Below are 23323 nucleotides of genomic sequence, written 5' to 3' on the forward strand. Positions count from 1 at the left end.
GACGCTGTCGTTGACCGAGGACGAGGCCTTGGTGCTGTCAGCGTTCTTTGCGCGGTTTGAAAAGGACGGTGAGTTTTCATTGGCAAGCAATGCCGAGTTCATCGCCTTCTCGGCGGTGTCTCGTCAGATCGATCAGCGCCTGGTGCAACCTTTCCAGGACGACTACTGCGAGCTTGTGAGCCAGGCCCGAAACCGACTTCAACAAGGAACCGAGGGGTTGCTCCCAGGCGTGCAACCCAGGAGCGAAGCATGAGCACGCCCACCCCCCGCGAACAAGACCTCCTCCTCGTCGCCGCCCGCCTGTTCGCCCAGAACGGCTACCCCGGCACCGCGATGAGCCAGGTGGCGGCGGCCTGCGGCCTCTCCAAGCCGGCGCTGTACCACTACGTGCCCGACAAGGCCGAGCTGCTGGCCCGCATCTGCGAGGCCCACGTGGAAAAGCTCGCCGGCCTGGTGCGCGAGGTGCAGCTGCTCAACCTCGGCCCCGAGCAGCAGCTGCGCGCGTTGGTGCAACGCTTCTTGGGCGTCTACACCGAGGCCCGGCACGAGCACCGCGTGCTGACCGAAGACCTCAAGTTCCTGCCCGAGTCGCGCCAGCAGCGCATCCGCGCGCTGGAGCGCGAGGTGGTCAACGGCTTTGCCAACGCGCTGGCCGCCATCCAGCCCAAGCTGGCCCCCGCCGCCCTGGCCAAGCCAGTGACCATGCTGCTCTTCGGCATGATCAATTGGACCTACACCTGGCACCGCCCCGACGGCGCGCTGACCGACACGCAGCTGGCCGAGATCGTGTCCCAGCTGCTGCTGGGCGGCCTGGCGGCGCTGCAGCCGGAACGGCTGCCCGCATGACGGTGCGGCGCCTCACGCCGGCCGACCTGGCGGCCTACCGCGCGCTCAGCTTGCGCGCCTACGCCTTCGCGCCCGACGCGTTTGTGGCCACCGTGGACGAGCGCGCCGCCAAGCCCGAATCGTTCTGGGCCGCCCGCGTGAACGACGCCCCCGACGCCGCCGAGCTGGTGGTGGGCGCCTTCGACGGCGACACCCTGGTGGGCAGCGCCGGTCTCGAGTTCGCAGCCCGCCCCAAGACCCGCCACAAGGCCAGCTTGTTCGGCATGTTCGTCGCCCCCGAACACCAAGGCCGTGGCCTGGGCCAGGCCCTGGTGCAGGCCGCGCTGGCACAGGCCCGCGCGCGGTCGGGCGTGCGCGTCGTCACCCTCACCGTCACCGAAGGCAACGCCCGCGCCGAAGGCCTGTACGCCCGCTGCGGCTTCGTGCGCTTCGGCGTCGAGCCCCTGGCCATGCGCGACCTCGCCACCGGCGCCTACTTCGCCAAAGTTCACATGCAGTGCGATTTGCAATCGCATGCCACCTGAAAGCCCCCCAATGACCACCCCCCTCCAACTCCAAAGCCTCGTGGCCGACCGCTGGATCGGCGCCGCGCCCAAGCAAGCCCTGCGCAGCGCCATCAACGGCCGCGTGGTGGCCCACACGCACGACGAGGCGCTGGACTTCGCCGAGATGGTGGCCCACGCCCGCGGCCCCGGCCTCAAGAACCTGCTGGCCACGCACTTCCAAGACCGCGCCCGCGTGCTCAAGGCCCTGGCCGTGTTCCTGATGGAACGCAAGGAACAGCTCTACGCCATCAGCGCCCACACCGGCGCCACGCGCAGCGACTCCTGGATCGACGTCGAAGGCGGCATCGGCACCCTGTTCGCCTACGCCTCCATCGGCGGCAAAGATCTGCCCAGCAGCAACGTGCTGCACGAAGGCCCGCCCATGCGCCTGGGCGCCGAGAACCACTTCATCGGCAGCCACGTGCTGGTGCCGCGCCGCGGCATCGCGCTGCACATCAACGCCTTCAACTTCCCCATCTGGGGCATGTTGGAAAAGTTCGCCCCCAGCTTCCTGGCCGGCATGCCCTGCTTGGTCAAGCCGGCCTCGGCCACCAGCTACGTGGCCGTGGAGGCCGTGCGCTTGATGATGGACTCGGGCCTGCTGCCCGCCGGCTGCCTGCAGCTCATCGTCGGCGGCACGGGCGATTTGTTCGAGCGCCTGGAAGAGCCCGACGTCGTCACCTTCACTGGCAGCGCCGACACCGCCATGAGCCTGCGCAGCCACCCCAACGTGCTGCGCCGCTCCATCCCCTTCAACGCCGAGGCCGACAGCCTGAACTGCGCCATCCTGGCGCCCGACGTGACCGCCGACGACCCCGAGTTCGAACTCTTCGTCAAAGAAGTCGCCCGCGAGATGACGGCCAAGGCCGGCCAGAAGTGCACCGCCATCCGCCGCGTCATCGTGCCGCGCAAGCTCATCGGTGCCGTGGGCGCCGCGCTCAAGGCCCGCTTGGCCAAGGTGACGGTGGGCGACCCCGCGCTGGAAGGCATCCGCATGGGCGCGCTGGCCAGCCATGCGCAACAGGCCGACGTGGCCGAGAAGGTGGCCCTGCTGGCCGAGGGCAACATGATGCTGCTCGACGGCAACAAGGGCTTCGCCCCCAAGGGCGAGGGCACCGACCAAGGCGCCTTCTTCGCCCCCACCCTGCTGATGTGCCCCAAGCCCCTGGCCAACGAGCGCGTGCACAGCGTCGAGGCCTTCGGTCCCGTCAGCACCCTCATGCCTTACGACGACTTCGACGAAGGTCTGCACCTCGCCACCCTGGGCCGCGGCAGCCTCGTCGGCACCCTGGCCACCAAAACCCCCGCCCTGGCCGCGCACGCCGTGCCCACCTTCGCCGCCTGGCACGGCCGCCTGCTGGTGCTGGACCGCGAAGCCGCGATGGAAAGCACCGGCCACGGCAGCCCCCTGCCCAAGCTCAAGCACGGCGGCCCCGGCCGCGCCGGGGGCGGTGAAGAGCTGGGCGGCCTGCGCTCGGTCAAGCACTTCCTGCAGCGCTGCGCCGTGCAGGGCTCGCCCACCATGCTGAGCGCCGTCACCGGCGAGTACCAGCGCGGCGGCGCCGTCACCGAAAGCGACATCCACCCCTTCCGCCGCCACTTCGAAGACGTGGAAGTGGGCATGAGCCTGCTCACCCACCGCCGCACCGTCAGCGAGGCCGACATCGTCAACTTCGGCGGCTTGAGCGGCGACTACTTCTACATGCACTTCGACGACGTGGCCGCCAAGCAGTCCGCCTTCGGCCAGCGCATCGCCCACGGCTACTTCGTGCTCTCGGCCGCGGCCGGCCTCTTCGTCAGCCCCGCCCCCGGCCCCGTGCTGGCCAATTACGGCCTGGAGAACCTGCGCTTCGTCACCCCCGTGGCCATCGGCGACACCATCCAAGCCCGTCTCACCGCCAAGCGCAAGATCGACCGCCCGCCGCGCGACGACCAACCCGCCCAAGGCGTCATCGGCTGGGACGTGGCCGTGACCAACCAGCGCGGCGAGCTGTGCGCCAGCTACGAGATCTTGACGCTGGTGGCCAAGCGCAACGCCGGCTGATGCCGCAGCGCGCGCGGCGCGCCGCCCTCGGCGCGGTCATGGCGTGGGCCTTGGGGTGGGTCTTGGGGTTCATGCCCCTGGCCGCGCCGGCGCAAGAACTCCCCGACCACCTGGCCCGCGCCGGGTTCACGCCCCTGCACGCCGCCGTTTGGCGCCACGACGTGGCTGCCATCCAGCGCCTGGTGCAGCAAGGCGCGCCCATCGACCGCGCGTCCGATGCCGGCATCACGCCGCTGCACTCGGCGGCCATGCAGCCCCAACCCGAAGCCCTGCGGGCCTTGATCGCGCTGGGCGCGAAGCTGGAACTGCGCGACCGGCATGGCCGCACGCCGCTCTTTGTGGCCGCCGAGGTCAACCCCGAGCCCCAGGCCGTCATCGAAGCGCTGTTGGCGGCGGGGGCGGATCGGGGGGCCGTGGATCGGTTCGGGAAGACGCCGGCGCAGGTTTGTTGGAAGCCCGCAGCGTGTGACTTGCTGCGGCATCCTGCGTGACGGCGGTGCGTTGTCCGCCATGGAGGGATTGCGAAGCAGGGCATCGTGCATCGACAGGTCGTCGTGCGGACAATCCCATTGCGATTGAGCAGACGTCATTTGGCGCCATGGACCCCACCTCTTTTGACCCCAGCTCGTTGAGCCTTGGCTCAACGGCCACCGACGACGGCGCCGCATCTCAAGCAGCCGAACTTGCCGACCAACGGCTGTTCGACGAGATCAATGGGTTGCTTGAACTTCCCCCTCACGAGGTAGAGGCGGCCTTGGAGCAGCGGCTTCAGATCGCCAGGGCAGCAGGTCCTGAGAGCACGCATGAACAAGCCTTCTTGCGCTTGGTGCAGGTGAGAAGCCGAGGCCTGGATGGCGGGTCTGAGGACGGCCTGCAGGCGTGCCACGAGGCCCTTTCTTTGTTGAAGGGACGAGCGACCGAGTCCGGCCGACTGGCCGCGTTGACCGTTTTGGCCACGCTTCATGGGATTCGTGGAGAACTCGACAAGGCCTTGACGCTGCTGGAGCCCGTGCTCTCGAGGGCACGGGCCTTGAGCTGGGATTCCTTGCTGGTCTTGGGACTGAACAGCTTTTCGGTCGTGCAGATTCAGTCGGGGGCACTCCAGCAAGCCGTCGAGACCTTGACCGAAGCAGCGCAACTGGCCGCCGGCGGCAGCCGCCGCCAAAGGTGCATCGTGCGCAGCAATTTGGCATTGACCCTGACCAAGTGGGCTCGCGAGCAAAGGGACGAAGGCAATGCTCCGGCGTCCTGGCGAGCGGACGCCGAAAGGGCGGTGTCACTGTTGCGGGAAGAGCTGGATGGCATCCACCGCCCCTCCCAAACGTCCGACCGGACGCTGCAATACTGCTTTGGCACTTTGGCGTCGGCCTTGGTGGTTCTGGATGAACTTTCCGAGGCACGGACCTTGCTCGAAGAGTTGCGGCCCCTGTATGAGGCCGCCAACGATGCCCGGGCGGTACTTTTCGTGGACACAGAGCTGACACGCATCGCGCTGCAGCAGCACGACCATGCAGAGGCCGTGCGCCGAGCGGGCATCGGCCTTCGCGAAGGCCAAGCGTCAGGCCACGATGCCGAGCTGGCAGAGCTTTATCGCCTGGAGGCCGACGCCCTGGAGGCCGTCGGCGACGCGCACGGAGCCCTCCGCTCGTTCCGCCAGTTTCATCGGCTTCATGAACGGAGTGTGTTGAAAACGGCGGCGTATCGAAGCCAAGCCCTGGCGGTCATGATGGACACCGAGCGCGCGCGTCAAGAGTCCAGGCTCGATGCGCTTACGGGCCTGGCCAATCGCCGTGCTTTCGACGAAGCCCTTGCCGTGGCGGCGGCCGTTCCGGGGCGCTGGCTCAGCCTCGCTCTGCTGGACTTGGACTTCTTCAAGCAGGTCAACGACACCCACGGGCATGGAGGAGGGGATGCCGCTCTGTGCCATGTCGCCGAGTTGCTTCAAAGCCACTTGCGGGCGGGCGACACCGCCGCCCGCCTTGGTGGGGATGAATTTGTTCTGCTCGTCGCCGGAGGAGAGGCGGCCATCACCAGCTTGTGCTCGCGCTTGCGCTTGGCCTTGCGCGAGTCCAGTCGCCAGAAATGGCCTGAACGAACGCCACTGACACTGAGCATCGGAATCGCTGTCGACAGCGGGCCGGTTGAACCGCAGGAGTTGATGGCGCGAGCCGACCGAGCCCTCTATGCCGTGAAGGCGAGAGGCCGAGATGGGCAAGCGTTAGCCTGAGCCAGGCGCGGGGCTGTGTCCCCAGGCGCACCTGCGTCAGGCATCGACCTTTGCCCCCTCAGCCGTAACACTGTCTGAGTGCCGCTTGCTCATGCGTCGTGCTGCCGCCGCCACCACCAAAACGCAGCACGGCCAGCAAGCCGAACACGCCCGCCCAGTCCTTGTCCTTCTTGTAGGTCCGATCCCGCTCCGCCGCGCTGACGGGCGGCTCGCCCTGGCCCAGGGGCAGCCGCAGCGCATGGCGCAAGGGCCCGCAGTATTGAAGCCCGCGCCGGGCCCACGGGCCCCGGGGCGACCCTGAAAAGCGCCGGGGCTCCTCCGAAATGGGGAGGAGCGCGGGGGCCCCAAGGCCACCGCCCCCGGCTCAGAATGGGGCGTGTTCCAGGGAGAGCCACAAGAGCATGGAATCCATTGCCCTGCGTGAGCAGCGTGCTCACGACCGACGCCCTTTGCGCACGCAGGTGGAGCTGCTGCTCCCCGGCCGGCCGCCGCTGCCCATGCGCACCACCGACATCAGCCTCTCGGGCATCGGCCTGCTGGCCAGCGCCAACCCGCCCATGGGCTTGCGCGTGGGCCTGCGCCTGCGGCTGCCCAACCCCCTCTCGCCTTCGGGCCCGCCCACGGTGTTCGAGCTGCAGGCGGTGGTGCGGCACAGCGTGTTCAGCCGCAGCGAGGGCGCCTACCGAATTGGCATGCAGTTCCAGCAGCCCAGCGACAAGCTGCTGGTGGCCATCGGGAACTACATCGCGGGTTGAGCTTGCGGTGGGGCGGGCGCCTCAGGCGGCCGCCACCACTTGCTGGGCCTGTGGCGAGAAGCGTGCTTCGATCAGCCGCACGGCCGTAGCCACGCCGTCTTCGCCAGCCAGCCGCGCGCTCAGCGCCTGGGCGGCTTGGCGCATCGCGTCCGACCGCGTGGCCTGCCGCAGGGCCTCGGCCACGCGATCGACGGTGGCCCGGCGGCGGGCGATGGGCGCGGCCGCCACGCCCAAGCGCTGCAGCTCGCGGCCCCAGAGTTCTTGCTCGGCCGTGTGGGCCAGCACCACCGAGGGCACGCCGGCCCGCAGCGCCGCTTGCGAGGTGCCGGCCCCGCCGTGGTGCAGCACGGCGCCGCAACGCGGAAACACCTGCGCGTGCGGCGCCGCGCTGACGAAGTGCAGCTGCTCGCTGTTGGCGAACCCCGCAGGAGCGCCGGACGGTGCTTGCACGACGGCTCGCACGTCGGCGGCACGCGCAGCGTCCACGAGCAGGGTCACGGTTCGCGCCTCGTCGTTGCCGGACATCATGCTGCCCAGGGTCAGGTAGACCGGCGGCGCGCCGGCCGACAAGAAGGCCTCGAGCGACTCGGGCACCGCGCCTTCGGCCACGGAGTCGGGCGTGTCCAACGGCCCGGTCACTTGGTAGTTCGCGGGCCAGTCGGGGCGGGGCTCGCACAGGGTGGGGCTGACGGCCAGCAGCGTCAGCGCCGGCGAGGCCCACACGGTGTCGACCACGTCGCCCGCCGGGGGCAGGCCCTGCTGGGCGCGCAAGCGGTCTGCGACCCACTTGAAGTCCCGGTTCAAGACCCAGCGGGCCAAGCGCCAGGCCAGGCGGTTGCAGAAGGCGCCCCAGTTCGGCACGCCCAGCGGCGGCTGGAAGGCCGAGGGCACCGCGCCGTGGGCCAGGGCCACGCTCACGCAGGGGCGGCCCTGCTTCTCGGCCGCGATGGCCAAGGTGTGCAGGATGTAGTGCCCGATGACGAGCTCGTTGTCCGCGCACAGCCGCTCGGACGCGCGATACATCGCCGCCTCGGCCGGCAGCAAGAGTTGCTCAATGACCAGGCGCGTTTGTCGGCTGACGTTGCGCTCGGCCACGATGGCGGCGCCCCAGCGCTCGAGCGCGGCGCGGTCGGGCACCACGGGCGAGGCCACCACCTCCAGCGCGTAGGGCACGGTGCCCTGCAGCGCGGCGTAGCGGTCGCTGTCCACGCAGGTGACGACCAACGTGACCTCGTGGCCCGCGGCGTGCAGGCCCTGGGCCAGCGCGACGAAGGGGCGGATGTCGCCGTGGCTGCCCCAGGTTTGAAGGCCAATCTTCATGGGAGATGGAGGGATTGCATCGTGGAGGAAGCCGTCAGCCGGGCAGGCCGAGCCAGGTCAGCACCGCCACGCCGGTGAGGCCGATCCAACCGGGGTGCCGCCCGCGCGTGCCGATCAGCACCAACACGCCCGAGGCCAGCATCGCCCAGGCGATGAGCTTCAACAGGCCCAGGTGAAGCGGGCCGAGCAGGGGCTCGTTCGCCAGCATCAGCAGCACGCCGGCCACCGCCGCCCCCAGCACCGAGACCACGTGCCACGTGGCCCACAAGATGCGCACGTGGTGCCCCCGCAGCAGCGTGCCGCCCTGCGTGGGCACCAGGGTGCCTTGCCGAAGGCGAGAGAACACCAAACGCTCGCCGAGCACCGAGTGCACGAGGGCGATGACGACGGTGAGCGCAGCGGCGGCGGCGAGGGGGGTGTTCATGGCGGCGGAGTATCGAGTGGCTCTTCGGCCTTCGTGCCGGCTAGCGCCTGATCGGTAAGGGGTAGAGCCAAGGGTCGCGCAGGGTGCCGGAGGGTGGGATCTGCGCTTGCGGGCCCAACCTCTGGCTCAACAGATGACCCAGGGGGCGGCGGCCTTGGGCCTGGGCTGGGGGTGCGTCTGCGCCGGTCGAGCCCGAGCGCCGCAGGTACAAATGCCATTCGAGGCCAGCCTTTCACCGCACCCAGGCCCTGCGCTGACGCTCGAAGAGAGGAACTCATGAACCGACTGCAACACCGCGTGGCCCTGGTGACTGGGGCTGCGCGCGGCATCGGCGCCGCCATCGCCGAAGCCTTCGCGCGCGAAGGCGCGCAGGTGCTGGTGTCCGATCTGGACGAAGCCACCGGCCGCGCCACCGCCGAGCGCTTGGGAGCCGCCTGGCTCAAATTGGACGTGCGGGACGAACTGGCCTGGATCGGCGCGATGGCCCGCTTGCTGGACACCCACGGCCGCCTGGACGTGCTGGTCAACAACGCCGGCATCAGTGGCCTTGAGGCCGGGGCCGCGCACGACCCGGAGCACGCGGCCTTGGCCGACTGGCGCGCCGTGATGGCCACCAACCTGGACGGCGTGTTCCTCGGCTGCAAGCACGGCCTGCGCGCCATGCGCCGCACCACGCGCAGTGGTGCCATCGTCAACATCGCCTCGCGCAGCGGCGTGGTCGGCATCCCGGCGGCGGCCGCCTACGCCGCGAGCAAAGCCGCTGTGCGCAACCACACCAAGACCGTGGCGCTGTACTGCGCCGAGCAGCGCCTGCCCATCCGCTGCAACGCCATCCTGCCCGCGGCCATCCTCACGCCGATGTGGGAGCCGATGCTGGGCAGCGGGCCCGAGCGCGAGGCGAACCTGGCCACCTTCGTCGCCGACACGCCGCTGCGCCGCTTCGGTCGGCCCGAGGAAGTGGCGCAAGTCGCCGTGCTGCTGACCAGCGACGAATGCCCCTACATGACCGGCAGCGAGCTGCACGTGGACGGCGGCCTGCTGGCGGGCAGCGCGGCGGTGCCCGACACCTACCCGGCCTCCGCGGCGCCATCGGCATGACATCCCCCAGGCCATTGCCGCCGCCCGTGCCGGTCGGTCCGGTGCGCTTGCGGGCCCTGCGCGAGGCCGACCTGCCCGACTTCTTGGCCTACCGCAGCGACCTCGAGGTGGCGCGCTTCCAGGGCTGATCGCCCCTGGGCTTGCGTGCGGGCCTGCGCATTCCGCTGCCCAACGCCCTCTCGGCCACGGCCCCGCCCACGGTGCTCGAGCTGCAAGCCGTGGTGCGGCACAGCGTGTTCAGCAGCCTCGACAACGCGTAACGCATTGGCATGGCTTTCGTGCAGCCCAGCGACAAGTTGCTGGTGGCCATCGGAAACTCCATCGCGGGTTGAGGCCGCCCTTGGTCGTGACCGGGCGAGAAAGGATGCCGACTTGGTCCAGAAGCTCATCTCAATTGCACTCATGCTTCCGGCCGTGCTGTTGGTCGGCATCCAATGGATCTTGCTTCTCACGGGGTTGCCGAGTGCCTATGGCGTCGGCGGGCGGTTCGCGATCGCCGAAGTTCTTCTTGTCGCAGGGCTGGCTGCTGCGACTCATCTCATGGCGAAAGCGCGTGGTTGGAGTCCATTGGCCAAGGCTTGGATCCAAGTTCTGGTGCCAAGCTCGGTATTCCTTGTCGTCCTCGTGCTTTCGTTCGCAACCACGCCGCTGGCTGCAGCCATGGTTCGACATGGCTACCAGACCGATGCGTACAGACTCAGCCTGGCCGTCACCACTGCGCTGAGTTTCCTTCCGTTGATCTATTTCGGGATCAAGTTCATCAATAGGGACGACTGGTGAGGCCTCCCCTGCCGCCCCGGTTGGCACCAGCTAGCGGCGCGCAGAGGGCGCACTCGCAAGTCCCGATGCCTCGGGGTTCAAGCAAGCTTGAAAGGTAACTAACTGACTTTCGAACGCGCGCGCTGACCCGTCCACCGGGTCCTGAAACGCCAAGCGCCGCGCCAGCAGCATCAAGGGCCGCGCAAAGTCGTCCGGCCCCTCGGGCTGCAGCACGGGGTACACCCGGTCGCCCACGATGGGCAGGCCCAGCGCGGCCAATTGCGCGCGCAGCTGGTGCTTGCGGCCGGTGACGGGCGTGAGGCGCAGCAGGGCCACGGCTCGGCCCGGCGCGGCGCCGGGCACGGTGGCGGGCTCCAGCGCGTCGGGGCCTTGCAGCAGCTCCACGAGGGTCTCGGCGTTGGGCTCGCCCGGCGCCACCTGCATCTGGTGAAAGGCCGCGCCTTCGCCCTGGGGCTCCACCAGGCGGTGGCGGGCGGTGAAGGGAAAGGCCAGGCCCTCGCGCCAATGCACGACGGCCTCGTACACCTTGTGCACCTGCCGCTCGCGCCACAGGGCTTGGTAGGCAGGGCGGGTGGCGGGGTCGGCCGAGAAGGCGAGCACGCCGGCGGTGTCGCGGTCCAGGCGGTGCAGGGGGCTCAAGTCGCGCAGGCCCAGCTGCTGCTGCAGGCGCACCAGCACGGTTTCTTGCAGGTGCCGGCCGCTGGGCGTCACGGCCAGGAAGGGCGGCTTGTCCACCACCACCAGACGCTCGCAGCGGTGCAGCACCACCACCTCGAAGGGCACCCGGGGCTCGGGCGCGGCGGGGCGGCGCCAGTACCAAAGCAGGGTGCCGGCAGGGCAGGGCGTGGCGGCCTGCACGGGCTGGCCGGCGGCGTTCAGCACGGCCTGCTGCTGCAGGCGTTCGGGCCAGTCGGTGGCGTGCGGGAAGCGGGCTTGCAGGAAGGCGAGCACGGTGCCCGGCTCGCCGGGGCGCACGCGCACGCGGCTGGGGTTGATGCCGTCGCGAGGGGGCGGCGGGGTCAGCGCCTCAGGCTTCATCGAGCCGCTTCGCGCGGGCCAGGCGCCAGGCCTCGTCGGGCAGGGCGGGGTCGAACACGGCCTCGGCGTCGGTGCCGGTTTCTTGCAGGCGGGCGTCGAGCGCGATGCGCTTGTCGAACACGAAGCACTCGCCCTCCCAGTCGCGGTCGGCGTCGGGCAGGGTTTGGAGGTGGTTCAGGATGCCGCCGTCCAGCTGGAACACGGTGAGCCCGAGGCTGCGCATCCAGGGCGCGGTTTTGTCGCAGCGCACGCCGCCGGTGCAGTACATGGCCACGGGACGCTGCGCGGCGCGCCAGGCGGGCGCGTGGGTTTCGACGTAGGCCACGAAGTCGCGGAAGTGCTGCACGCCGGGGTCCACCGCGCCGCGAAAGCGGCCCAGGCGCCATTCGAAGTGGTTGCGGTTGTCCAGCAGCACCACGTCGTCGCGCGCCATCAGCTCGCGCCAGGCCTGCGGGCTGAGGTGGCTGGCGTCGTGCTCGTCGGGCGCGGGCAGCGCGGCCGCGGCAGGCAGGTCCAGCGCCACGATCTCGGGCTTCACGCTGACCTTCAAGCGCCCGAAGGGCGGCGTGACGCAGGCGCTGTGCTTGAAGCGCAAGGGGCGGGCGGCGTCGCTCAAGGTTCGAGACGCTTGCAGCGCGGCCTCGAAGGCCTGCACCGCCTCTGGCGCGCCGGCCACGGCGCCGTTGATGCCCTCGGGGGCCAGCACGATCAGGCCGGTGAGGCCCTGCGCCATGGCGCGCACCTGCGCGGCCAGGGCCACGGGGTCGGCCACGGGCCAGAAGCGGTAGAAGCTGCTGTGCAGCAGGGCGGCGGGCGTGGGGGGCATGGGGCGATTGTCCGAGCGCGGTGAACCCGCACGGGCGCTGCGCCGCTGCGTCCGCCCAGGGGGTGCAGCAACACCAGCATGCCAACCGCCGAGCGGCGTTCAAACGGCGACTTAGAGCCCGCAACCCAAGTTCTGTGCGGGAAAGTCCTTCCCCGTTTTAGGGTCGTGAAAACCCGATCTGTGGCGGCGCGGTAACCCCAACGTCACATCGCGTCGATATGGTGCGCGGCTTCGTCAAAAACTGAGCCGAGGTTCGTGATGCGGTGGGTGCTTTCGAAGGGGGCGTGGGCCCTCGTGGTGGCCTTGGGGGCGGTGCACGCCCCGGCGGCCTTTTCGCAGACCGTCCTGAGCAAGGGCGTCACGGTCAGCAGCATTTCGGGTGCCAAGAGCAGCACGAAGGACTACAGCCTGGTGGTGCCGGCCGGCGCCACGGCGCTGAGCTTCAAGCTCAGCGGCGGCACGGGCGACGCCGACCTGTACGTGCGTCGCGGGGCCCTGGCCACGACGAGCACCAACGACTGCGCGTCCACCGGCTCGACCAACAGCGAGACCTGCAGCTTCGCCACGCCCACGGCGGCCACGTACTACGTGCGCCTGGTGGGCTACAGCAGCTACAGCGGCGCCAGCCTGGTGGCCAACTACACGGCCGGCAGCACGCCAGCCCCCACCGTCACCCTGCAAAACGGCGTGGCCGTGGGCAGCCAGGGCGCGGCGCAAGGCGCTTGGCTGCGCTACACGATCACCGTGCCCGCGGGCGCGACAAACCTGAGCATCACCAGCAGCGGCGGCACGGGCGCGTCCGACCTGTACGTGCGCGCCGGGGCCGAGCCCTCGCTCACGGTCTACGACTGCCGTCCCTTCGTGACCGGCAACAACGAGACCTGCACCTTCGCCCAGCCGCAGGCCACCACGTACCACGTGGGCCTGTACGGCTACCAGGCCTTCTCGGGCGTGACGGTCAAGGCCCAGTACACCGCGGCCACCACGCCGCCTCCGAGCGGTGGCGGCGCCACCTGGTCGGGCTTCGACAGCTACTACGTGCAGGCCATCGGCAAGACGGGCGCGGCCTTGCGCAGCTCGCTGAACCAGCACGCCGCGTTGGGCCACGTGCGCAAGACCTACGCCGAGGTGTGGGAGGCCATCAAGTACACCGACGAGGACCCGGCCAACACCGCCAACGTGATCCTGATCTACACGGGTCGCTCGCAGGCCAAGACGGCCAACGCCTCGGCCAACTCCAGCGACCAAGACGCCTGGAACCGCGAGCACGTGTGGCCCAAGAGCCATGGCTTCCCCGACGAAGCGCAGTGGGCCCACACCGACATCCACCATCTGCGCCCGGCCGACGTGTCGGTGAACAGCACGCGCGGCAACAAGGACTTCGACTGGGGCGGCACCGCCATCGGCGAGGCCCCGGGCAACTTCACCGACGCCGACAGCTTCGAGCCGCGCGCCGCCGTGAAGGGCGACATCGCCCGCATGATGTTCTACATGGCCATCCGCTACGAAGGCAGCGACGCTACCGGCGTGCCCAACCTGGAGCTGGCCGACACCACCGGCACCACCGGCAACTTCTTGGGCAAGCGCTGCGCCTTGATGACCTGGCACCGCCAGGACCCGGTGGACGCGAACGAGATCCGCCGCCACGCGCGCATCGTCGAGCGCCAAGGCAACCGCAACCCCTTCGTCGACTACCCGGCCTGGGCCGAGGAGCTCTTCGGCGCCGGCTGCCCTTGAGGGCCTGCGGGGCAGCGTTCGCCGCGACACTGCGGGCATGAGCGCTGCCCCCACCCCTTTCGCCCTGCGCGGCGACCTCATCACCCTTGAAGCCCTGATCAAGGCCACCGACCTGGCCGGGCTGGGCCAGCTGTCGCGGGCCGTCATCGCCGATGGCGCGGTGACGGTGGACGGCGAGGTGGAAACCCGCCGCGGCCGCAAGCTGCGCGGCGGCGAGGTGGTGCGCCTGAAGGGCGCGGCCGTGCGCGTCGAGGCCGCCGACCTTCAGTAAGCGCTGGCACCGGCCAGCGCGCCACCCAGGCTGCGGTGCGTGGCACCGGCGGCCTCCCAGGTCCAGGCGTCGTCGCCGTCTTCCAGCGCGTCCAGCAGGGTGTTGGCCGCGTCGTAGAGCGGGGCCCAGGGGTCGGCGGCACCGGCCGTGCCGCTTTCGGCGCACAGCACGCGCACGCCATCGCCCGCCGCCTCGCTGTGCAGGCGCAGCGCCTGCGCGAAGCCCTGCAGGCCGGCCAAGGCCGCGCATTGCACCGGGCTGCTGGCGTGCGGGCCCTGGGCCACGTGCGCCGGCGCAAAGGCCACCACCCCCGCCCGGCGTTGCGCGGCCGATTGGCGCAGCGCCGGCCACAGCGCGCGCGTCAGCGCGATGGGGGCCAGCAGGTTGAGGTCCAACTCGTCGGCCAGGGGCGCGTCGTCGAGCGCGGCCGGACCGGTGAATTCGCGGCTGACCTTGAGGCCGGCGTGGTGCACCACCGCGTCCAGCGGCAGGCCGGCCAGGGCGCGCACCAGGGTCTGGCGCTCGGCCGGGTCGACCAGGTCGCAGGCCAGCCAGCGCACCTGGGGCAGGCTGCGCCGCGCGGCGGCCAGGCGGGCCTCGTCGGTGCCCGTGGCGGTGACCCAGGCGCCCCGCGCCAGCAGGGCCTTGACCAGGGCGCGCCCGAGGCCGCGCGTGCCGCCCGTCACCAGCACGTGCAGGCCGCGCCAGTTCAGGCCCGGGTGCCAGGCGGGGTGCGGCGCCGTGGGGCTGAGCCGGTGCGAGGGCAGGGCGGTGGCGGTGGTGGGCATGGCGGGCTCCCGGTGGGGACGGATGGAACGATCAGTTCAATAAATATACCGCTCAGTCACCAAAGATACCAAGCGGTATTTTTGGCCAAGACCTTCCTGCCAAAGTGGGTTCTTTGCTGAACTTTCAAGAATCTTTGAAAGTTCCAAAACAATCGAGGCCCTCACGCCGCCGCACCCGTCCGCCCATGAGCCCCTCGCCCACGCCCAACCCCATGAGCCCCCTTGTCCAGGCCTTCGTCAGCCACTTCGGCGAGATGGGCAGCCACTGGGGCATCAACCGCACCGTGGGCCAGATCTACGCGCTGATCTTCGTGTCGCCCGCGCCCATCCACGCCGACGACATCGCCGCCACGCTGAGCTTCAGCCGCGGCAATGTCAGCATGGGCTTGAAGGAGCTGCAGGCCTGGCGCCTCGTGCGCCTGAAGCACCTGCCGGGCGACCGCCGCGAGTACTTCGAAGCCCCGAGCGACGCCTGGGAGGTGTTCCGCACCCTGGCCGAAGAGCGCCGCCGCCGCGAGATCGAGCCCACGCTGAGCATGCTGCGCAACGCGCTGCTGGAAACGCCGACGAGCGAGGCCGACCGCATCGCCCAGGAGCGCATGCGCGGCATGCACGATCTGATCGACCTGCTGACCACCTGGTTCGACGACGTGCAGCGCATGGACCCGGCCACCCTGGCCAAGCTGATGAAGATGGGCGCCAAGATCCAGAAGCTGCTGGAGCTCACGGGCGCGATCAAGGCCCGTCCGGTGGCGTCCGACGACGACGGGGAGCGCGGCCATGGTTGACCCCAGCGCCCTGCTGCTGGCCCGCGCGCAGTTCGCGGCCAACATCAGCTTCCACATCCTGGCACCCACGCTGACCATCGCGCTGGGCTGGACCCTGCTCTTCCTGCGCTGGCGCTGGCTGCGCACCCAAGACACCGCCTGGCTGGCCGCCTACCGCTTCTGGACCAAGGTCTTCGCGTTGACCTTTGCGCTGGGCGTGGTCAGCGGCATCACCATGAGCTTCCAGTTCGGCACCAACTGGCCGGGTTTTATGGAGCGCGTGGGCAACATCGCCGGGCCGCTGCTGGGCTACGAGGTGCTGACCGCCTTCTTCCTGGAGGCCAGCTTCCTCGGGATCATGCTCTTCGGCCACGGCCGGGTGAGCGAGCGCGTGCACCTGCTGGCCACCTTCTTGGTCGCCTTCGGCACCACGCTCAGCGCCTTCTGGATCCTGAGCCTGAACAGCTGGATGCACACGCCCGCGGGCTTTCGCATCGACAACGGCGAGTTCTTCGTGACGAGCTGGTTCGAGGTCGTCTTCAACCCCAGCTTCCCCTACCGCCTGGCGCACATGCTGCTGGCCTCGGGCCTGACCGTGGCCTTCTTGCTGGCGGGCTTGAGCGCCTGGCAAACCCTGCGCGGCCACGCCAACGCCAGCACGCCGAAGGTGATGCGCGTGGGCCTGACCCTGGGCGCCCTGCTGATTCCCATTCAGATCTTTGTGGGCGACCTGCACGGCCTGAACACGCTGAAGCACCAGCCCGCCAAGATCGCCGCGATGGAAGGCGTGTGGGAGACCGAGCGCGGCGCGCCGCTGCTGCTGTTCGCCTGGCCCGACGAAGCCGCGCGCACCAACCACTTCGAGATCGGCATCCCCAAGCTGGCCAGCCTGATCCTCACGCACGAGCTGGACGGAGAAATCCGAGGCCTGAACGAATTCGAGGGCGCACACCCGCCGGTCAAGCCCGTGTTCTTCGCCTTCCGACTGATGGTGGGCACGGGCGTGCTGATGCTGCTGACGAGCTGGGGCGCGTGGTGGCTGCTGCGCCGCCGCGGCTGGGCGCCCGAGAGGCTGCCCAGCAAGCTGCTGGGCTGGACGGCGCTGATGGGCTTCTCCGGCTGGGTGGCCACGCTGGCCGGCTGGTACGTCACCGAGATCGGCCGCCAGCCCTTCATGGTCTACGGGCAGCTGCGCATCGCCGAGCTGGCGTCCTCCACCCCGAGCGCCCACATCGCCCTCACGCTGGCGGCCTACGTCACCGTGTACCTGGCGCTGATCGTGGCCTACGTGCACGTGCTGCGGCACCTGGCCAAGAAGCCCATCGACGAGCTGCTTCACGGCACCGGCGAAGCCCCGCGCAGCCCCAAGAACCAAGAGGTGCTGGCATGAGCGCGCCGGGCCGCTCCCAAGCGCGAATCCCGCAGCGCTTCGCGCGGAGGGTTTCACCATGACCCCGACCGACGGCCACTGGCTGCCCGTGGTGTTCGTCGCCCTGATGGGCGCCGCCATGCTGGCCTACGTGATCTTGGACGGCTTCGACCTCGGCGTGGGCCTGCTGCTGCCGCGGGGCCAAGGAGAGGCCGAGCAGGACCTGATGGTGGCCAGCATCGGCCCCTTCTGGGATGCCAACGAAACCTGGCTGGTGCTGGGCGTGGGCATCTTGCTCATCGCCTTCCCCAAGGCGCACGGCATCGTGCTCACGGCCCTGTATCTGCCGGTGGCGGTGATGCTCATCGGCCTCATCCTGCGCGGCGTGGCCTTCGACTTCCGCGTGAAGGTGCAGGCCAGCCACAAGCCAGCCTGGAACGCCGCCTTCGTCGCCGGCTCGGGCCTGGCTGCGGCGGCGCAAGGCTGGATGCTGGGCCGCTACATCACCGGCTTCGCCGAGGGCTGGGCCGCCACGGCCTTTGCCGCCGCCATCGCCGTGGCCCTGCCCGCGGCCTACGTGCTGCTGGGCGCCACCTGGCTGGTGATGAAGACCGAAGGCGCACTGCAAGAACGCGCCATCGCCTGGGCCAAGCAGGCCTGGGCACCGGTGGTGCTGGGCATTGGCGCCATCAGCGTGGCCACGCCGCTGGTCAGCACCACGGTGCGCGCGCGCTGGTTCGCCATGCCCGAGTTCATCGCCCTGCTGCCCATCCCGCTGATGACCCTGCTGGCCTTGGCCGGCCTGCGGTCCTTGCTCAACAGCCACCGCGTGCGCGGCAAGCTCTGCGCCGGGCCCTTCTTGCTGGCGGTGCTGGTGTTCCTGCTCAGCGGCCTGGGCCTGGCCTACAGCCTCTACCCCTACGTGGTGATGGACCGGCTCACGCTCTGGCAGGCCGCCAGCCACCCGGACTCGCTGAAGGTCATCCTCGTCGGCTGCGCCATCACCGTGCCCGCCATCGTGGGCTACACGGTGTTCGCCTACCGGGTGTTCTGGGGCAAAGCGCAGCCGCTGAGTTACGGCTGACCCCGGCCCCGGCTGGCAACATGGCGCCCACCCCCACCGGGCGCGCGCCATGTTCTCTCGCCGGCTGTTCACCTTGCTCTTGGTCTTGGGCCTGCGTCCCGTTCAAGCGGATCCCGGCCTGCCGCCCGAACTACCCCGCGGCGTGCACTGCGCCTGGCGCGAGGCCGCGCCGGGCGAGGCGCACCTGCTGATGCTGCCGGGATGGCGCGTGCAGCCCGACTGGGCCTGGCACTGGCTGCAGGCCGTGAGCGCCGCATTGCCGCCCGCGTGGAGCGCGGGCACCCGTTGCGTGCTGCGCGGCCCGAACGACGCGCGCTTTCTGCAGCGCGATGACCTGGACCTCGCGGCCTGGGCCGAGGCCCTGCGCACGACGCTGCCGAGCGGCCCCGTGCGCTTGATCGCCCATTCCAGCGGCAGCTTCGTGGCGCACCGCCTGCTGCGCCTGTTGGCCGGGTCGCCCGAAGGGACGGCCCTGTTGGGCCGCATCCACTACGTGAACCTGGACGGCGCCGTGGGCGAGGGCGACCTGGCCCTGGACGCCGCGTTGATCGCCCGCCTGGCCTCCGTGCAGGCCGTGGCCGCCGCCGACGGCATGGGCGAATCGGCCAACGCCGCGGCCATGCGCGCGCTCCTGGCCCTGGCCCCCGACCGCGTGCAGTTCACCCAGCTGGACGGCCGCGATGCCGGTTGCGCGCCCGGCGCCCGCTGGTGCTTGCACATGCTGCCCATCACCCGGCGCCCGCACCGGCCCGAGGGCTTCGACCTGGCGCGGGACTACGGCGCGATCGGTCCCGCGCACCCGGTGCAGGTCGACTACCTGCGGGCGCGCCCCATCACCGCCGCGCCGCCAGCAAGCGCCCGATGAAGGCGTCAATCGCCGCGTCGTCCTTCACCCAGCGCAGCACCACCACCAGCTCGTTCTCGCGGTCGACGTAAATGACGTTCTGCCCGTTGCCGCGGTGGATCACCGCACTGGCCGGGGCCGAGGGCAGGGCCTTGCGGTCGGCGTTCAAGTAAAAGTTCGCGTAGCCCACGCTGGGGTTGGGGCCGGAGGGCGTGACCGCCGCGCGCAGCCAGGCGGCGTCGAGCAGCTGGCGGCCGGCCCAGCGGCCCTGGTTCAGCTGCAGGTAGCCGAAGCGCGCCATGTCCCAGGCGCTGAGGAACAGGCCGCCGCCCCAGTGCCCGCCGCCGCTCACCGACTGCAGGCGCTGCCCGTCCAGCTCCACCCAGCTGTTGCTGTAGCCGTGCCAGCGCCAGTTGGGCGAGGCCTGCATGGGCTCCATCAGGCGCTCGCGCAGCACCTCGGGCAGCGGGCGGCGCAGCACCTGCAAGGCGGCCAGGGCCAGCAGGTTGACGCGCACGTCGTTGTACTCGTGCACGGTGCCGGCGGGCACGCGCGGCACCTTGGGCCAATCGTCCGGCGTGGCGCCGGTGGGCCGGTCGGCCCAGTCGGGGCGGCCCCAGAGCGTGCCCTCCCAGTCGCTGGTTTGCTGCAGCAGGTGGGTCCAGGTGATGGCGGCGTTCTTGGGCGTGGCGAAGTGGGCCTCTTGGACCTCGCGCGGCATGCTGCGCACCACGGGCTCGTCCACGCTGGCGATGCGGCCGTCTTGCACCGCCAGGCCGACCACGGCGCTGAGGAAGCTCTTCGTGATGCTGTGGCTCATGTCCACGCGCTCGGGCTCGCCAAAGGCCGCCTGCACCTTGCCGCGGTGGATCACCACGCCGGTCATCGGACCGCGCACGGCCATGGGGCCCAGGATGCCGCCAAAGTGGGGCTCGCGGCTGCCGAAGGTCTGCGCCCAGGCCACGGCCTGGTCGCGCGGCAGCGGGTTCTCGTTCTTCTGCACCTCGCGCACGGCCTCGGCCACGGCGGCGGCGTCCATGCGGCACTGGGGCTCGCAGCGCGCCCAGTCGCCGCGGGGCGGGAAGTAGGGCTCGGCGGCGTGGAGCGAGGGGGCCAGCAGGGCGCCGCTGGCCAGCAGCAGGGCCACGAGGGCGGGGCGGAACGTCATGGCGGTCAGACCTGGAAGGAGGCTCCGCAGGGCGCGGGCCGGGCCTGGATGCTACGGGCGGGGCGGCCGGCTATCCTGGCCCGCCCGCGTCCTGCACGCGCCCCATGTCCCAGCCTGCCATGCCCTTCGTGCCCCCCGATTTCCCGGTGCCCGAGACGCTCACCACCGACCGGGTGCACCTGCGCATGCTGACCGTCCACGACGTCGTGAAGGACTACGACGCCGTGATGAGCAGCGTGGCGCACCTGCAAACGGTTTGGCCCCACGGCCACTGGCCCGAGGGCCTGACCCTGGAGCAAAACCTGATCGACCTGGGCTGGCACCAGAAAGAGTTCCAGCGCCGAACCTCGTTCGCGTACACCGTGCTCAGCTTGGACGGCCAGCGCGTGCTGGGCTGCGTCTACCTCATGCCCACGCGCAAGCGCGGGCACGACGTCGAGCTCGTCTTCTGGGCCCGACAAAGCGAGCTGGCCAGCGGCTTGGAGGCGCACCTCCACACGGCCCTGCGGGATTGGCTGGCCGCGAAGTGGCCGTTCAAGGCGCCCGGCCTGCCGGGGCGAGAAGTGCCTTGGGCCGCGTGGAACGCATTGCCCGAGGTCGGGCGCTGAGGCCCGACGACGCTCAACGCGGACGCTGAAAGCCCCCGGCCACCCAGTCCTCGGCCGCGGCCTTGCTGAGCTTGTAGTTCGCCGCCACGCGCACCTCGGCCAGGCGCGTGCCGGCGGCGTCTTCGGCGCTCAGGACCGCGTAGGGCTCGTCCTCCGAGGGCACGATGTCGAGGTTGACCTTGAGCCAAGCGCCGTCCTGCGCCACGTAGAGCGACTTGTGCAGCTGCGCGCGCAGCTGTTGCTCGTGCCGCTCGATGACCTCGCTGGCCGTCTTCACCAGGGTGTTGAAGGCGCTGCTGTCCAGGGGCTTGGGGTTCTTCTTGTCGCGGCCCATGGTCCAGGGGCCGACGAGCGCGGGCTCGGCGTGGCCGTCCAGGTACATGGCCACGGCCCAGCCCTCGTCGTCCTCGTTCTTGATGACCTGGGCCGTCCAGCCTTTGTCGCGCCAGCGGCGGGGCTCTTGGATCAGGTCGGGGGTCGCGTCGTCGTCGTGCATGGGGCGGGCCGGGAAGCAGGGCGCGGGATTGTGCGGGCCCCCGTGTCAACCTGACGACCGTCAAGCCGACTCGTCCCCCCCTAAAGTTCAGCGCTTGGGCGCGTTGCGCCCCCCGAATCGGTTCCTTGCCCCATGACCTTCCACGCCTTCACCCGTTGGGCCCTGGCCCTCGTGCTCCTGGGCGCCAGCGCCCTGGCCCCCGCGCAGGAGCAATCCGCCCCGGTCAAGTCCTTGCAAGCCGCGGCCCGCCTGCTGGCGCACGCCCCCGAGGGCGTGGCCCCGGGCAAGACCCTGTGGCTGGGCCTGGAGATCGAGCACGCGCCGCACTGGCACACCTACTGGAAGAACCCGGGCGACTCCGGCCTGCCCACCACGCTGAACTGGACCCTGCCCGCGGGCCTGACGGCGGGCGAGATCCAATGGCCGGCGCCCAAGAAGCTGCCCTTGGGGCCGATGGTGAACTACGGCTTCGAAGGCACCTTGCTGCTGCCCGTGGCCGTGTCCCTGCCGGCCACGCTGCCGGCCGGGCCGCTGAAGATCGACCTGCAGGCCCAGTGGCTGGTGTGCAAGGACGTGTGCATCCCCGAGGAAGGCCAGTTCTCCATCACCCTGCCCGCGGGCACGCCCCTGACGGCGCACGCCGCCGCCTTCGCCGCCGCCCAGGCCGCCCAGCCGCTGACCAGCCCGTCCATCAAGGCCGAGGCCCGCGTCAGCGGCGCCACCCTGGTTGTGCGCGCCGAAGGCCTGCCCGCCGCGTGGCGCGGGCGCGAGGTGGCCTACTTCGCGGCCGACGCCGGTGTCATCGACCATGCGCAGCGCGAGCAGGCCGAGTGGGCTGGCGAGGTGCTGACGCTGAAGGTGCCCCTGTCGCCCAACCGCAGCGAAAGCCCCACGGCCATGCAGGCGGTGCTGACGCAAGGCCCCGAGGCCGTGGCCCTGCCGGTGACCCTGGTGGGCGGCTGGGCCGCCGCCAGCAGCGCGCCGGCCGGGCCCGAGGCCCCGCCCGTCGAACCCTGGCAGCCGCCGGCCCCGAGCACCGGCCTGGGCCTGGCGCTGGTGCTGGCCTTCTTGGGCGGCCTGCTGCTGAACCTGATGCCCTGCGTGTTCCCGGTGCTGTCGCTCAAGGCCTTCTCGCTGGTGCAAGAAGAAGCCGGCCAGCGCCGCATCGGCGCCATCGCCTACACCGTGGGCGTGGTGCTCAGCTTCGTGGCCTTGGCCGGCCTGCTGCTGGCGCTGCGCGCCGGCGGCGAGCAAATCGGCTGGGGCTTCCAGCTGCAAACGCCCTGGGTGGTGGCCGCGCTGGCGGCGCTGTTCACGCTCATTGCGCTGAACCTGTTCGGCGTGTTCGAGGTGGCGCTGGCGCTGCCCGGCCACGTGGCCGGCTGGCGCGCCGAGCGCCCCTGGTTGGACCAGGCCGCCACCGGCGTGCTGAGCGTGGCCATCGCCTCGCCCTGCACGGCCCCCTTCATGGGTGCAGCCCTGGGTGCGGCACTGGCCCTGCCGGCCTGGCAGGCCTTGGCCGTGTTTGCCAGCCTGGGCCTGGGCATGGCGGCGCCCTACGCACTGATCGCCTTCGTGCCGGCGCTGGCGCGCCTGCTGCCGCGCCCCGGCGCCTGGATGGCGCGCGTGCGCACCCTGCTGGCCTTCCCGATGCTGGCCACCGTGCTGTGGCTGGTGTGGGTGCTGGGCGTGCAGACGGGCATCGACGGCGCCGTGGCCCTGCTGGTGCTGCTGCTGGCCGTGGCCTACGCCGTGTGGGCCTGGACCCAAGGCGGCTGGGGCTGGCGCCTGAGCGGCGCCGTGGTGCTGGGCGCGGCCGGCCTGTGGGCCGCCCCCTCGTTCCACCAGCCCGACGGCGCCCCGGGGGTGTCCAACGCCGCCCCCAAGGCGCAGGCCGCGGGTTGGCAGTCCTGGAGCCCCGAGGCCCAGGCCCAAGCCCTGGCCGAGGGCAAGCCGGTGTTCGTCGACTTCACCGCCGCCTGGTGTATCAGCTGCCAGTACAACAAGCGCAACGCCCTGGCCGACGCGGCCGTGGTGGCCGACTTCGCCCAACGCGGCGTGGTGCTGATGCGCGCCGACTGGACACTGCGCGACGCCACCATCACCGCCGAACTGCGCCGCCTGGGCCGCAGCGGCGTGCCGGTGTACGCGCTTTACAAGCCGGGCGCCACCTCGTCCGACCCGCCCGTGCTGCTGCCCGAGATCCTCTCCGCCAGCGGCGTGCGCGAGGCCCTGGCCGCCACGCTCAACCCCTGATCCCACAGGGTTGAGGACTTGCTGCTTTGATT

Annotated in this window: 26 protein-coding genes; 18 read left to right on the forward strand and 8 right to left on the reverse strand. The window is 70.7% G+C overall.

Features of this window, described 5'->3' with window-relative positions; all coding sequences use genetic code 11:
* Window positions 1–10: 10 nt before the first annotated feature.
* The 6 genes from EOD73_RS14685 (at window position 11) to EOD73_RS14710 (ending at window position 5662) form a co-directional block, all read left to right on the forward strand.
* Complete coding sequence (locus tag EOD73_RS14685) at window positions 11–253, forward strand: hypothetical protein (RefSeq protein WP_127683774.1); 243 nt, start codon at window positions 11–13, stop codon at window positions 251–253.
* Window positions 250–846, forward strand: a complete 597-nt coding sequence (locus EOD73_RS14690) for a TetR/AcrR family transcriptional regulator (protein WP_127683775.1) — start codon at window positions 250–252, stop codon at window positions 844–846. The genes EOD73_RS14685 and EOD73_RS14690 overlap by 4 nt, the downstream gene beginning before the upstream one ends.
* On the forward strand, window positions 843–1370 hold the full coding sequence (locus tag EOD73_RS14695; RefSeq protein WP_127683776.1) for a GNAT family N-acetyltransferase: 528 nt from the start codon (window positions 843–845) through the stop codon (window positions 1368–1370). Before EOD73_RS14690 ends, EOD73_RS14695 begins: the two co-directional genes overlap by 4 nt.
* A 10-nt stretch (window positions 1371–1380) precedes the next feature.
* Window positions 1381–3435 carry a phenylacetic acid degradation bifunctional protein PaaZ gene (gene paaZ / locus EOD73_RS14700; RefSeq protein WP_127683777.1) on the forward strand — a complete coding sequence of 685 codons (2055 nt, stop codon included), beginning with the start codon at window positions 1381–1383 and terminating at the stop codon, window positions 3433–3435.
* On the forward strand, window positions 3435–3926 hold the full coding sequence (locus EOD73_RS14705) for an ankyrin repeat domain-containing protein (protein ID WP_127683778.1): 492 nt from the start codon (window positions 3435–3437) through the stop codon (window positions 3924–3926). Before paaZ ends, EOD73_RS14705 begins: the two co-directional genes overlap by 1 nt.
* A gap of 107 nt (window positions 3927–4033) precedes the next feature.
* Complete coding sequence (locus tag EOD73_RS14710; RefSeq protein WP_127683779.1) at window positions 4034–5662, forward strand: GGDEF domain-containing protein; 1629 nt, start codon at window positions 4034–4036, stop codon at window positions 5660–5662.
* Between the two features lie 58 nt (window positions 5663–5720).
* Here the strand turns inward: EOD73_RS14710 and EOD73_RS14715 are convergent, their stop codons facing one another.
* On the reverse strand, window positions 5721–5909 hold the full coding sequence (locus tag EOD73_RS14715) for a hypothetical protein (RefSeq protein WP_127683780.1): 189 nt from the start codon (window positions 5907–5909) through the stop codon (window positions 5721–5723).
* 154 nt (window positions 5910–6063) lie between these two features.
* Between EOD73_RS14715 and EOD73_RS14720 the strand changes: the two genes are divergently transcribed.
* Window positions 6064–6417, forward strand: coding sequence for a PilZ domain-containing protein (locus EOD73_RS14720; RefSeq protein ID WP_164846091.1), 354 nt, complete (start codon window positions 6064–6066; stop codon window positions 6415–6417).
* A gap of 21 nt (window positions 6418–6438) precedes the next feature.
* Here EOD73_RS14720 and EOD73_RS14725 read toward each other — a convergent pair whose 3' ends face one another.
* Together EOD73_RS14725 and EOD73_RS14730 are read right to left on the reverse strand one after the other, a co-directional pair.
* Window positions 6439–7737, reverse strand: coding sequence for a glycosyltransferase (locus EOD73_RS14725; protein ID WP_127683782.1), 1299 nt, complete (start codon window positions 7735–7737; stop codon window positions 6439–6441).
* Window positions 7738–7771: 34 nt separating this feature from the next.
* Window positions 7772–8161 (reverse strand): hypothetical protein, encoded by a 390-nt coding sequence (locus EOD73_RS14730; RefSeq protein WP_127683783.1) that lies wholly within the window; start codon window positions 8159–8161, stop codon window positions 7772–7774.
* 276 nt (window positions 8162–8437) lie between these two features.
* Between EOD73_RS14730 and EOD73_RS14735 the strand changes: the two genes are divergently transcribed.
* From EOD73_RS14735 to EOD73_RS14740, 3 genes are all read left to right on the forward strand, one after another.
* Window positions 8438–9259 (forward strand): SDR family oxidoreductase, encoded by an 822-nt coding sequence (locus EOD73_RS14735; protein ID WP_127683784.1) that lies wholly within the window; start codon window positions 8438–8440, stop codon window positions 9257–9259.
* Window positions 9256–9387 (forward strand): hypothetical protein, encoded by a 132-nt coding sequence (locus tag EOD73_RS17905; RefSeq protein ID WP_259370333.1) that lies wholly within the window; start codon window positions 9256–9258, stop codon window positions 9385–9387. The genes EOD73_RS14735 and EOD73_RS17905 overlap by 4 nt, the downstream gene beginning before the upstream one ends.
* Before the next feature lie 244 nt (window positions 9388–9631).
* Window positions 9632–10039: a hypothetical protein gene (locus EOD73_RS14740; RefSeq protein ID WP_127683785.1), complete on the forward strand. Its 408-nt coding sequence runs from the start codon at window positions 9632–9634 to the stop codon at window positions 10037–10039.
* A gap of 30 nt (window positions 10040–10069) precedes the next feature.
* Here EOD73_RS14740 and EOD73_RS14745 read toward each other — a convergent pair whose 3' ends face one another.
* Both EOD73_RS14745 and trhO read right to left on the reverse strand, forming a co-directional pair.
* Window positions 10070–11077: a pseudouridine synthase gene (locus EOD73_RS14745; protein ID WP_127683786.1), complete on the reverse strand. Its 1008-nt coding sequence runs from the start codon at window positions 11075–11077 to the stop codon at window positions 10070–10072.
* A complete protein-coding gene (trhO, locus tag EOD73_RS14750; RefSeq protein ID WP_127683787.1) occupies window positions 11067–11903 on the reverse strand; it encodes an oxygen-dependent tRNA uridine(34) hydroxylase TrhO in 837 nt (278 codons plus the stop codon). Before trhO ends, EOD73_RS14745 begins: the two co-directional genes overlap by 11 nt.
* Before the next feature lie 258 nt (window positions 11904–12161).
* On the opposite strand from trhO, the gene EOD73_RS14755 reads away from it, so the two are divergent.
* Both EOD73_RS14755 and EOD73_RS14760 read left to right on the forward strand, forming a co-directional pair.
* Window positions 12162–13640 carry an endonuclease gene (locus EOD73_RS14755; RefSeq protein ID WP_127683788.1) on the forward strand — a complete coding sequence of 493 codons (1479 nt, stop codon included), beginning with the start codon at window positions 12162–12164 and terminating at the stop codon, window positions 13638–13640.
* A gap of 37 nt (window positions 13641–13677) precedes the next feature.
* Window positions 13678–13911: an RNA-binding S4 domain-containing protein gene (locus EOD73_RS14760; RefSeq protein WP_127683789.1), complete on the forward strand. Its 234-nt coding sequence runs from the start codon at window positions 13678–13680 to the stop codon at window positions 13909–13911.
* Here the strand turns inward: EOD73_RS14760 and EOD73_RS14765 are convergent.
* Window positions 13905–14699 carry an SDR family NAD(P)-dependent oxidoreductase gene (locus tag EOD73_RS14765; RefSeq protein WP_127683790.1) on the reverse strand — a complete coding sequence of 265 codons (795 nt, stop codon included), beginning with the start codon at window positions 14697–14699 and terminating at the stop codon, window positions 13905–13907. The genes EOD73_RS14760 and EOD73_RS14765 overlap by 7 nt on opposite strands.
* 212 nt (window positions 14700–14911) lie before the next feature.
* On the opposite strand from EOD73_RS14765, the gene EOD73_RS14770 reads away from it, so the two are divergent.
* From EOD73_RS14770 to EOD73_RS14785, 4 genes are read left to right on the forward strand one after another with little or no spacing between them, the layout of a single operon-like run.
* On the forward strand, window positions 14912–15487 hold the full coding sequence (locus EOD73_RS14770) for a GbsR/MarR family transcriptional regulator (protein WP_127683791.1): 576 nt from the start codon (window positions 14912–14914) through the stop codon (window positions 15485–15487).
* Window positions 15480–16856: a cytochrome ubiquinol oxidase subunit I gene (locus EOD73_RS14775; protein ID WP_127683792.1), complete on the forward strand. Its 1377-nt coding sequence runs from the start codon at window positions 15480–15482 to the stop codon at window positions 16854–16856. The genes EOD73_RS14770 and EOD73_RS14775 overlap by 8 nt, the downstream gene beginning before the upstream one ends.
* 58 nt (window positions 16857–16914) lie before the next feature.
* Window positions 16915–17919: a cytochrome d ubiquinol oxidase subunit II gene (locus EOD73_RS14780; RefSeq protein WP_127683793.1), complete on the forward strand. Its 1005-nt coding sequence runs from the start codon at window positions 16915–16917 to the stop codon at window positions 17917–17919.
* A 49-nt stretch (window positions 17920–17968) separates the two neighbouring features.
* Window positions 17969–18784, forward strand: a complete 816-nt coding sequence (locus EOD73_RS14785) for an alpha/beta fold hydrolase (RefSeq protein WP_127683794.1) — start codon at window positions 17969–17971, stop codon at window positions 18782–18784.
* On the opposite strand, the gene EOD73_RS14790 is transcribed toward EOD73_RS14785, so the two are convergent.
* Complete coding sequence (locus EOD73_RS14790; RefSeq protein WP_127683795.1) at window positions 18753–19931, reverse strand: serine hydrolase domain-containing protein; 1179 nt, start codon at window positions 19929–19931, stop codon at window positions 18753–18755. The genes EOD73_RS14785 and EOD73_RS14790 overlap by 32 nt on opposite strands.
* A gap of 104 nt (window positions 19932–20035) precedes the next feature.
* Between EOD73_RS14790 and EOD73_RS14795 the strand changes: the two genes are divergently transcribed.
* A complete protein-coding gene (locus EOD73_RS14795; RefSeq protein WP_205702480.1) occupies window positions 20036–20539 on the forward strand; it encodes a GNAT family N-acetyltransferase in 504 nt (167 codons plus the stop codon).
* Between the two features lie 13 nt (window positions 20540–20552).
* Here the strand turns inward: EOD73_RS14795 and EOD73_RS14800 are convergent, their stop codons facing one another.
* Complete coding sequence (locus EOD73_RS14800) at window positions 20553–21035, reverse strand: hypothetical protein (RefSeq protein ID WP_127683796.1); 483 nt, start codon at window positions 21033–21035, stop codon at window positions 20553–20555.
* 132 nt (window positions 21036–21167) lie between these two features.
* On the opposite strand from EOD73_RS14800, the gene EOD73_RS14805 reads away from it, so the two are divergent.
* Window positions 21168–23291, forward strand: a complete 2124-nt coding sequence (locus tag EOD73_RS14805) for a protein-disulfide reductase DsbD family protein (RefSeq protein ID WP_127683797.1) — start codon at window positions 21168–21170, stop codon at window positions 23289–23291.
* Window positions 23292–23323: the final 32 nt, after the last annotated feature.

The sequence above is a fragment of the Inhella crocodyli genome (assembly GCF_004004565.1).
In the GTDB taxonomy this organism is placed as follows: domain Bacteria; phylum Pseudomonadota; class Gammaproteobacteria; order Burkholderiales; family Burkholderiaceae_C; genus Inhella; species Inhella crocodyli.

Excerpts from the sequence above, each read along its gene's own strand:
- EOD73_RS14690 (WP_127683775.1), top strand. The coding sequence starts at position 250 with ATGAGCACGCCCACCCCCCGCGAACAAGACCTCCTCCTCGTCGCCGCC.
- EOD73_RS14695 (WP_127683776.1), top strand. The coding sequence starts at position 843 with ATGACGGTGCGGCGCCTCACGCCGGCCGACCTGGCGGCCTACCGCGCG.
- paaZ (WP_127683777.1), top strand. The coding sequence starts at position 1,381 with ATGACCACCCCCCTCCAACTCCAAAGCCTCGTGGCCGACCGCTGGATC.
- EOD73_RS14705 (WP_127683778.1), top strand. The coding sequence starts at position 3,435 with ATGCCGCAGCGCGCGCGGCGCGCCGCCCTCGGCGCGGTCATGGCGTGG.
- EOD73_RS14710 (WP_127683779.1), top strand. The coding sequence starts at position 4,034 with ATGGACCCCACCTCTTTTGACCCCAGCTCGTTGAGCCTTGGCTCAACG.
- EOD73_RS14720 (WP_164846091.1), top strand. The coding sequence starts at position 6,064 with ATGGAATCCATTGCCCTGCGTGAGCAGCGTGCTCACGACCGACGCCCT.
- EOD73_RS14725 (WP_127683782.1), bottom strand. The coding sequence starts at position 7,737 with ATGAAGATTGGCCTTCAAACCTGGGGCAGCCACGGCGACATCCGCCCC.
- EOD73_RS14730 (WP_127683783.1), bottom strand. The coding sequence starts at position 8,161 with ATGAACACCCCCCTCGCCGCCGCCGCTGCGCTCACCGTCGTCATCGCC.
- EOD73_RS14735 (WP_127683784.1), top strand. The coding sequence starts at position 8,438 with ATGAACCGACTGCAACACCGCGTGGCCCTGGTGACTGGGGCTGCGCGC.
- EOD73_RS17905 (WP_259370333.1), top strand. The coding sequence starts at position 9,256 with ATGACATCCCCCAGGCCATTGCCGCCGCCCGTGCCGGTCGGTCCGGTG.
- EOD73_RS14745 (WP_127683786.1), bottom strand. The coding sequence starts at position 11,077 with ATGAAGCCTGAGGCGCTGACCCCGCCGCCCCCTCGCGACGGCATCAAC.
- trhO (WP_127683787.1), bottom strand. The coding sequence starts at position 11,903 with ATGCCCCCCACGCCCGCCGCCCTGCTGCACAGCAGCTTCTACCGCTTC.
- EOD73_RS14755 (WP_127683788.1), top strand. The coding sequence starts at position 12,162 with ATGCGGTGGGTGCTTTCGAAGGGGGCGTGGGCCCTCGTGGTGGCCTTG.
- EOD73_RS14760 (WP_127683789.1), top strand. The coding sequence starts at position 13,678 with ATGAGCGCTGCCCCCACCCCTTTCGCCCTGCGCGGCGACCTCATCACC.
- EOD73_RS14765 (WP_127683790.1), bottom strand. The coding sequence starts at position 14,699 with ATGCCCACCACCGCCACCGCCCTGCCCTCGCACCGGCTCAGCCCCACG.
- EOD73_RS14770 (WP_127683791.1), top strand. The coding sequence starts at position 14,912 with ATGAGCCCCCTTGTCCAGGCCTTCGTCAGCCACTTCGGCGAGATGGGC.
- EOD73_RS14775 (WP_127683792.1), top strand. The coding sequence starts at position 15,480 with ATGGTTGACCCCAGCGCCCTGCTGCTGGCCCGCGCGCAGTTCGCGGCC.
- EOD73_RS14780 (WP_127683793.1), top strand. The coding sequence starts at position 16,915 with ATGACCCCGACCGACGGCCACTGGCTGCCCGTGGTGTTCGTCGCCCTG.
- EOD73_RS14785 (WP_127683794.1), top strand. The coding sequence starts at position 17,969 with ATGTTCTCTCGCCGGCTGTTCACCTTGCTCTTGGTCTTGGGCCTGCGT.
- EOD73_RS14790 (WP_127683795.1), bottom strand. The coding sequence starts at position 19,931 with ATGACGTTCCGCCCCGCCCTCGTGGCCCTGCTGCTGGCCAGCGGCGCC.
- EOD73_RS14795 (WP_205702480.1), top strand. The coding sequence starts at position 20,036 with ATGTCCCAGCCTGCCATGCCCTTCGTGCCCCCCGATTTCCCGGTGCCC.
- EOD73_RS14800 (WP_127683796.1), bottom strand. The coding sequence starts at position 21,035 with ATGCACGACGACGACGCGACCCCCGACCTGATCCAAGAGCCCCGCCGC.
- EOD73_RS14805 (WP_127683797.1), top strand. The coding sequence starts at position 21,168 with ATGACCTTCCACGCCTTCACCCGTTGGGCCCTGGCCCTCGTGCTCCTG.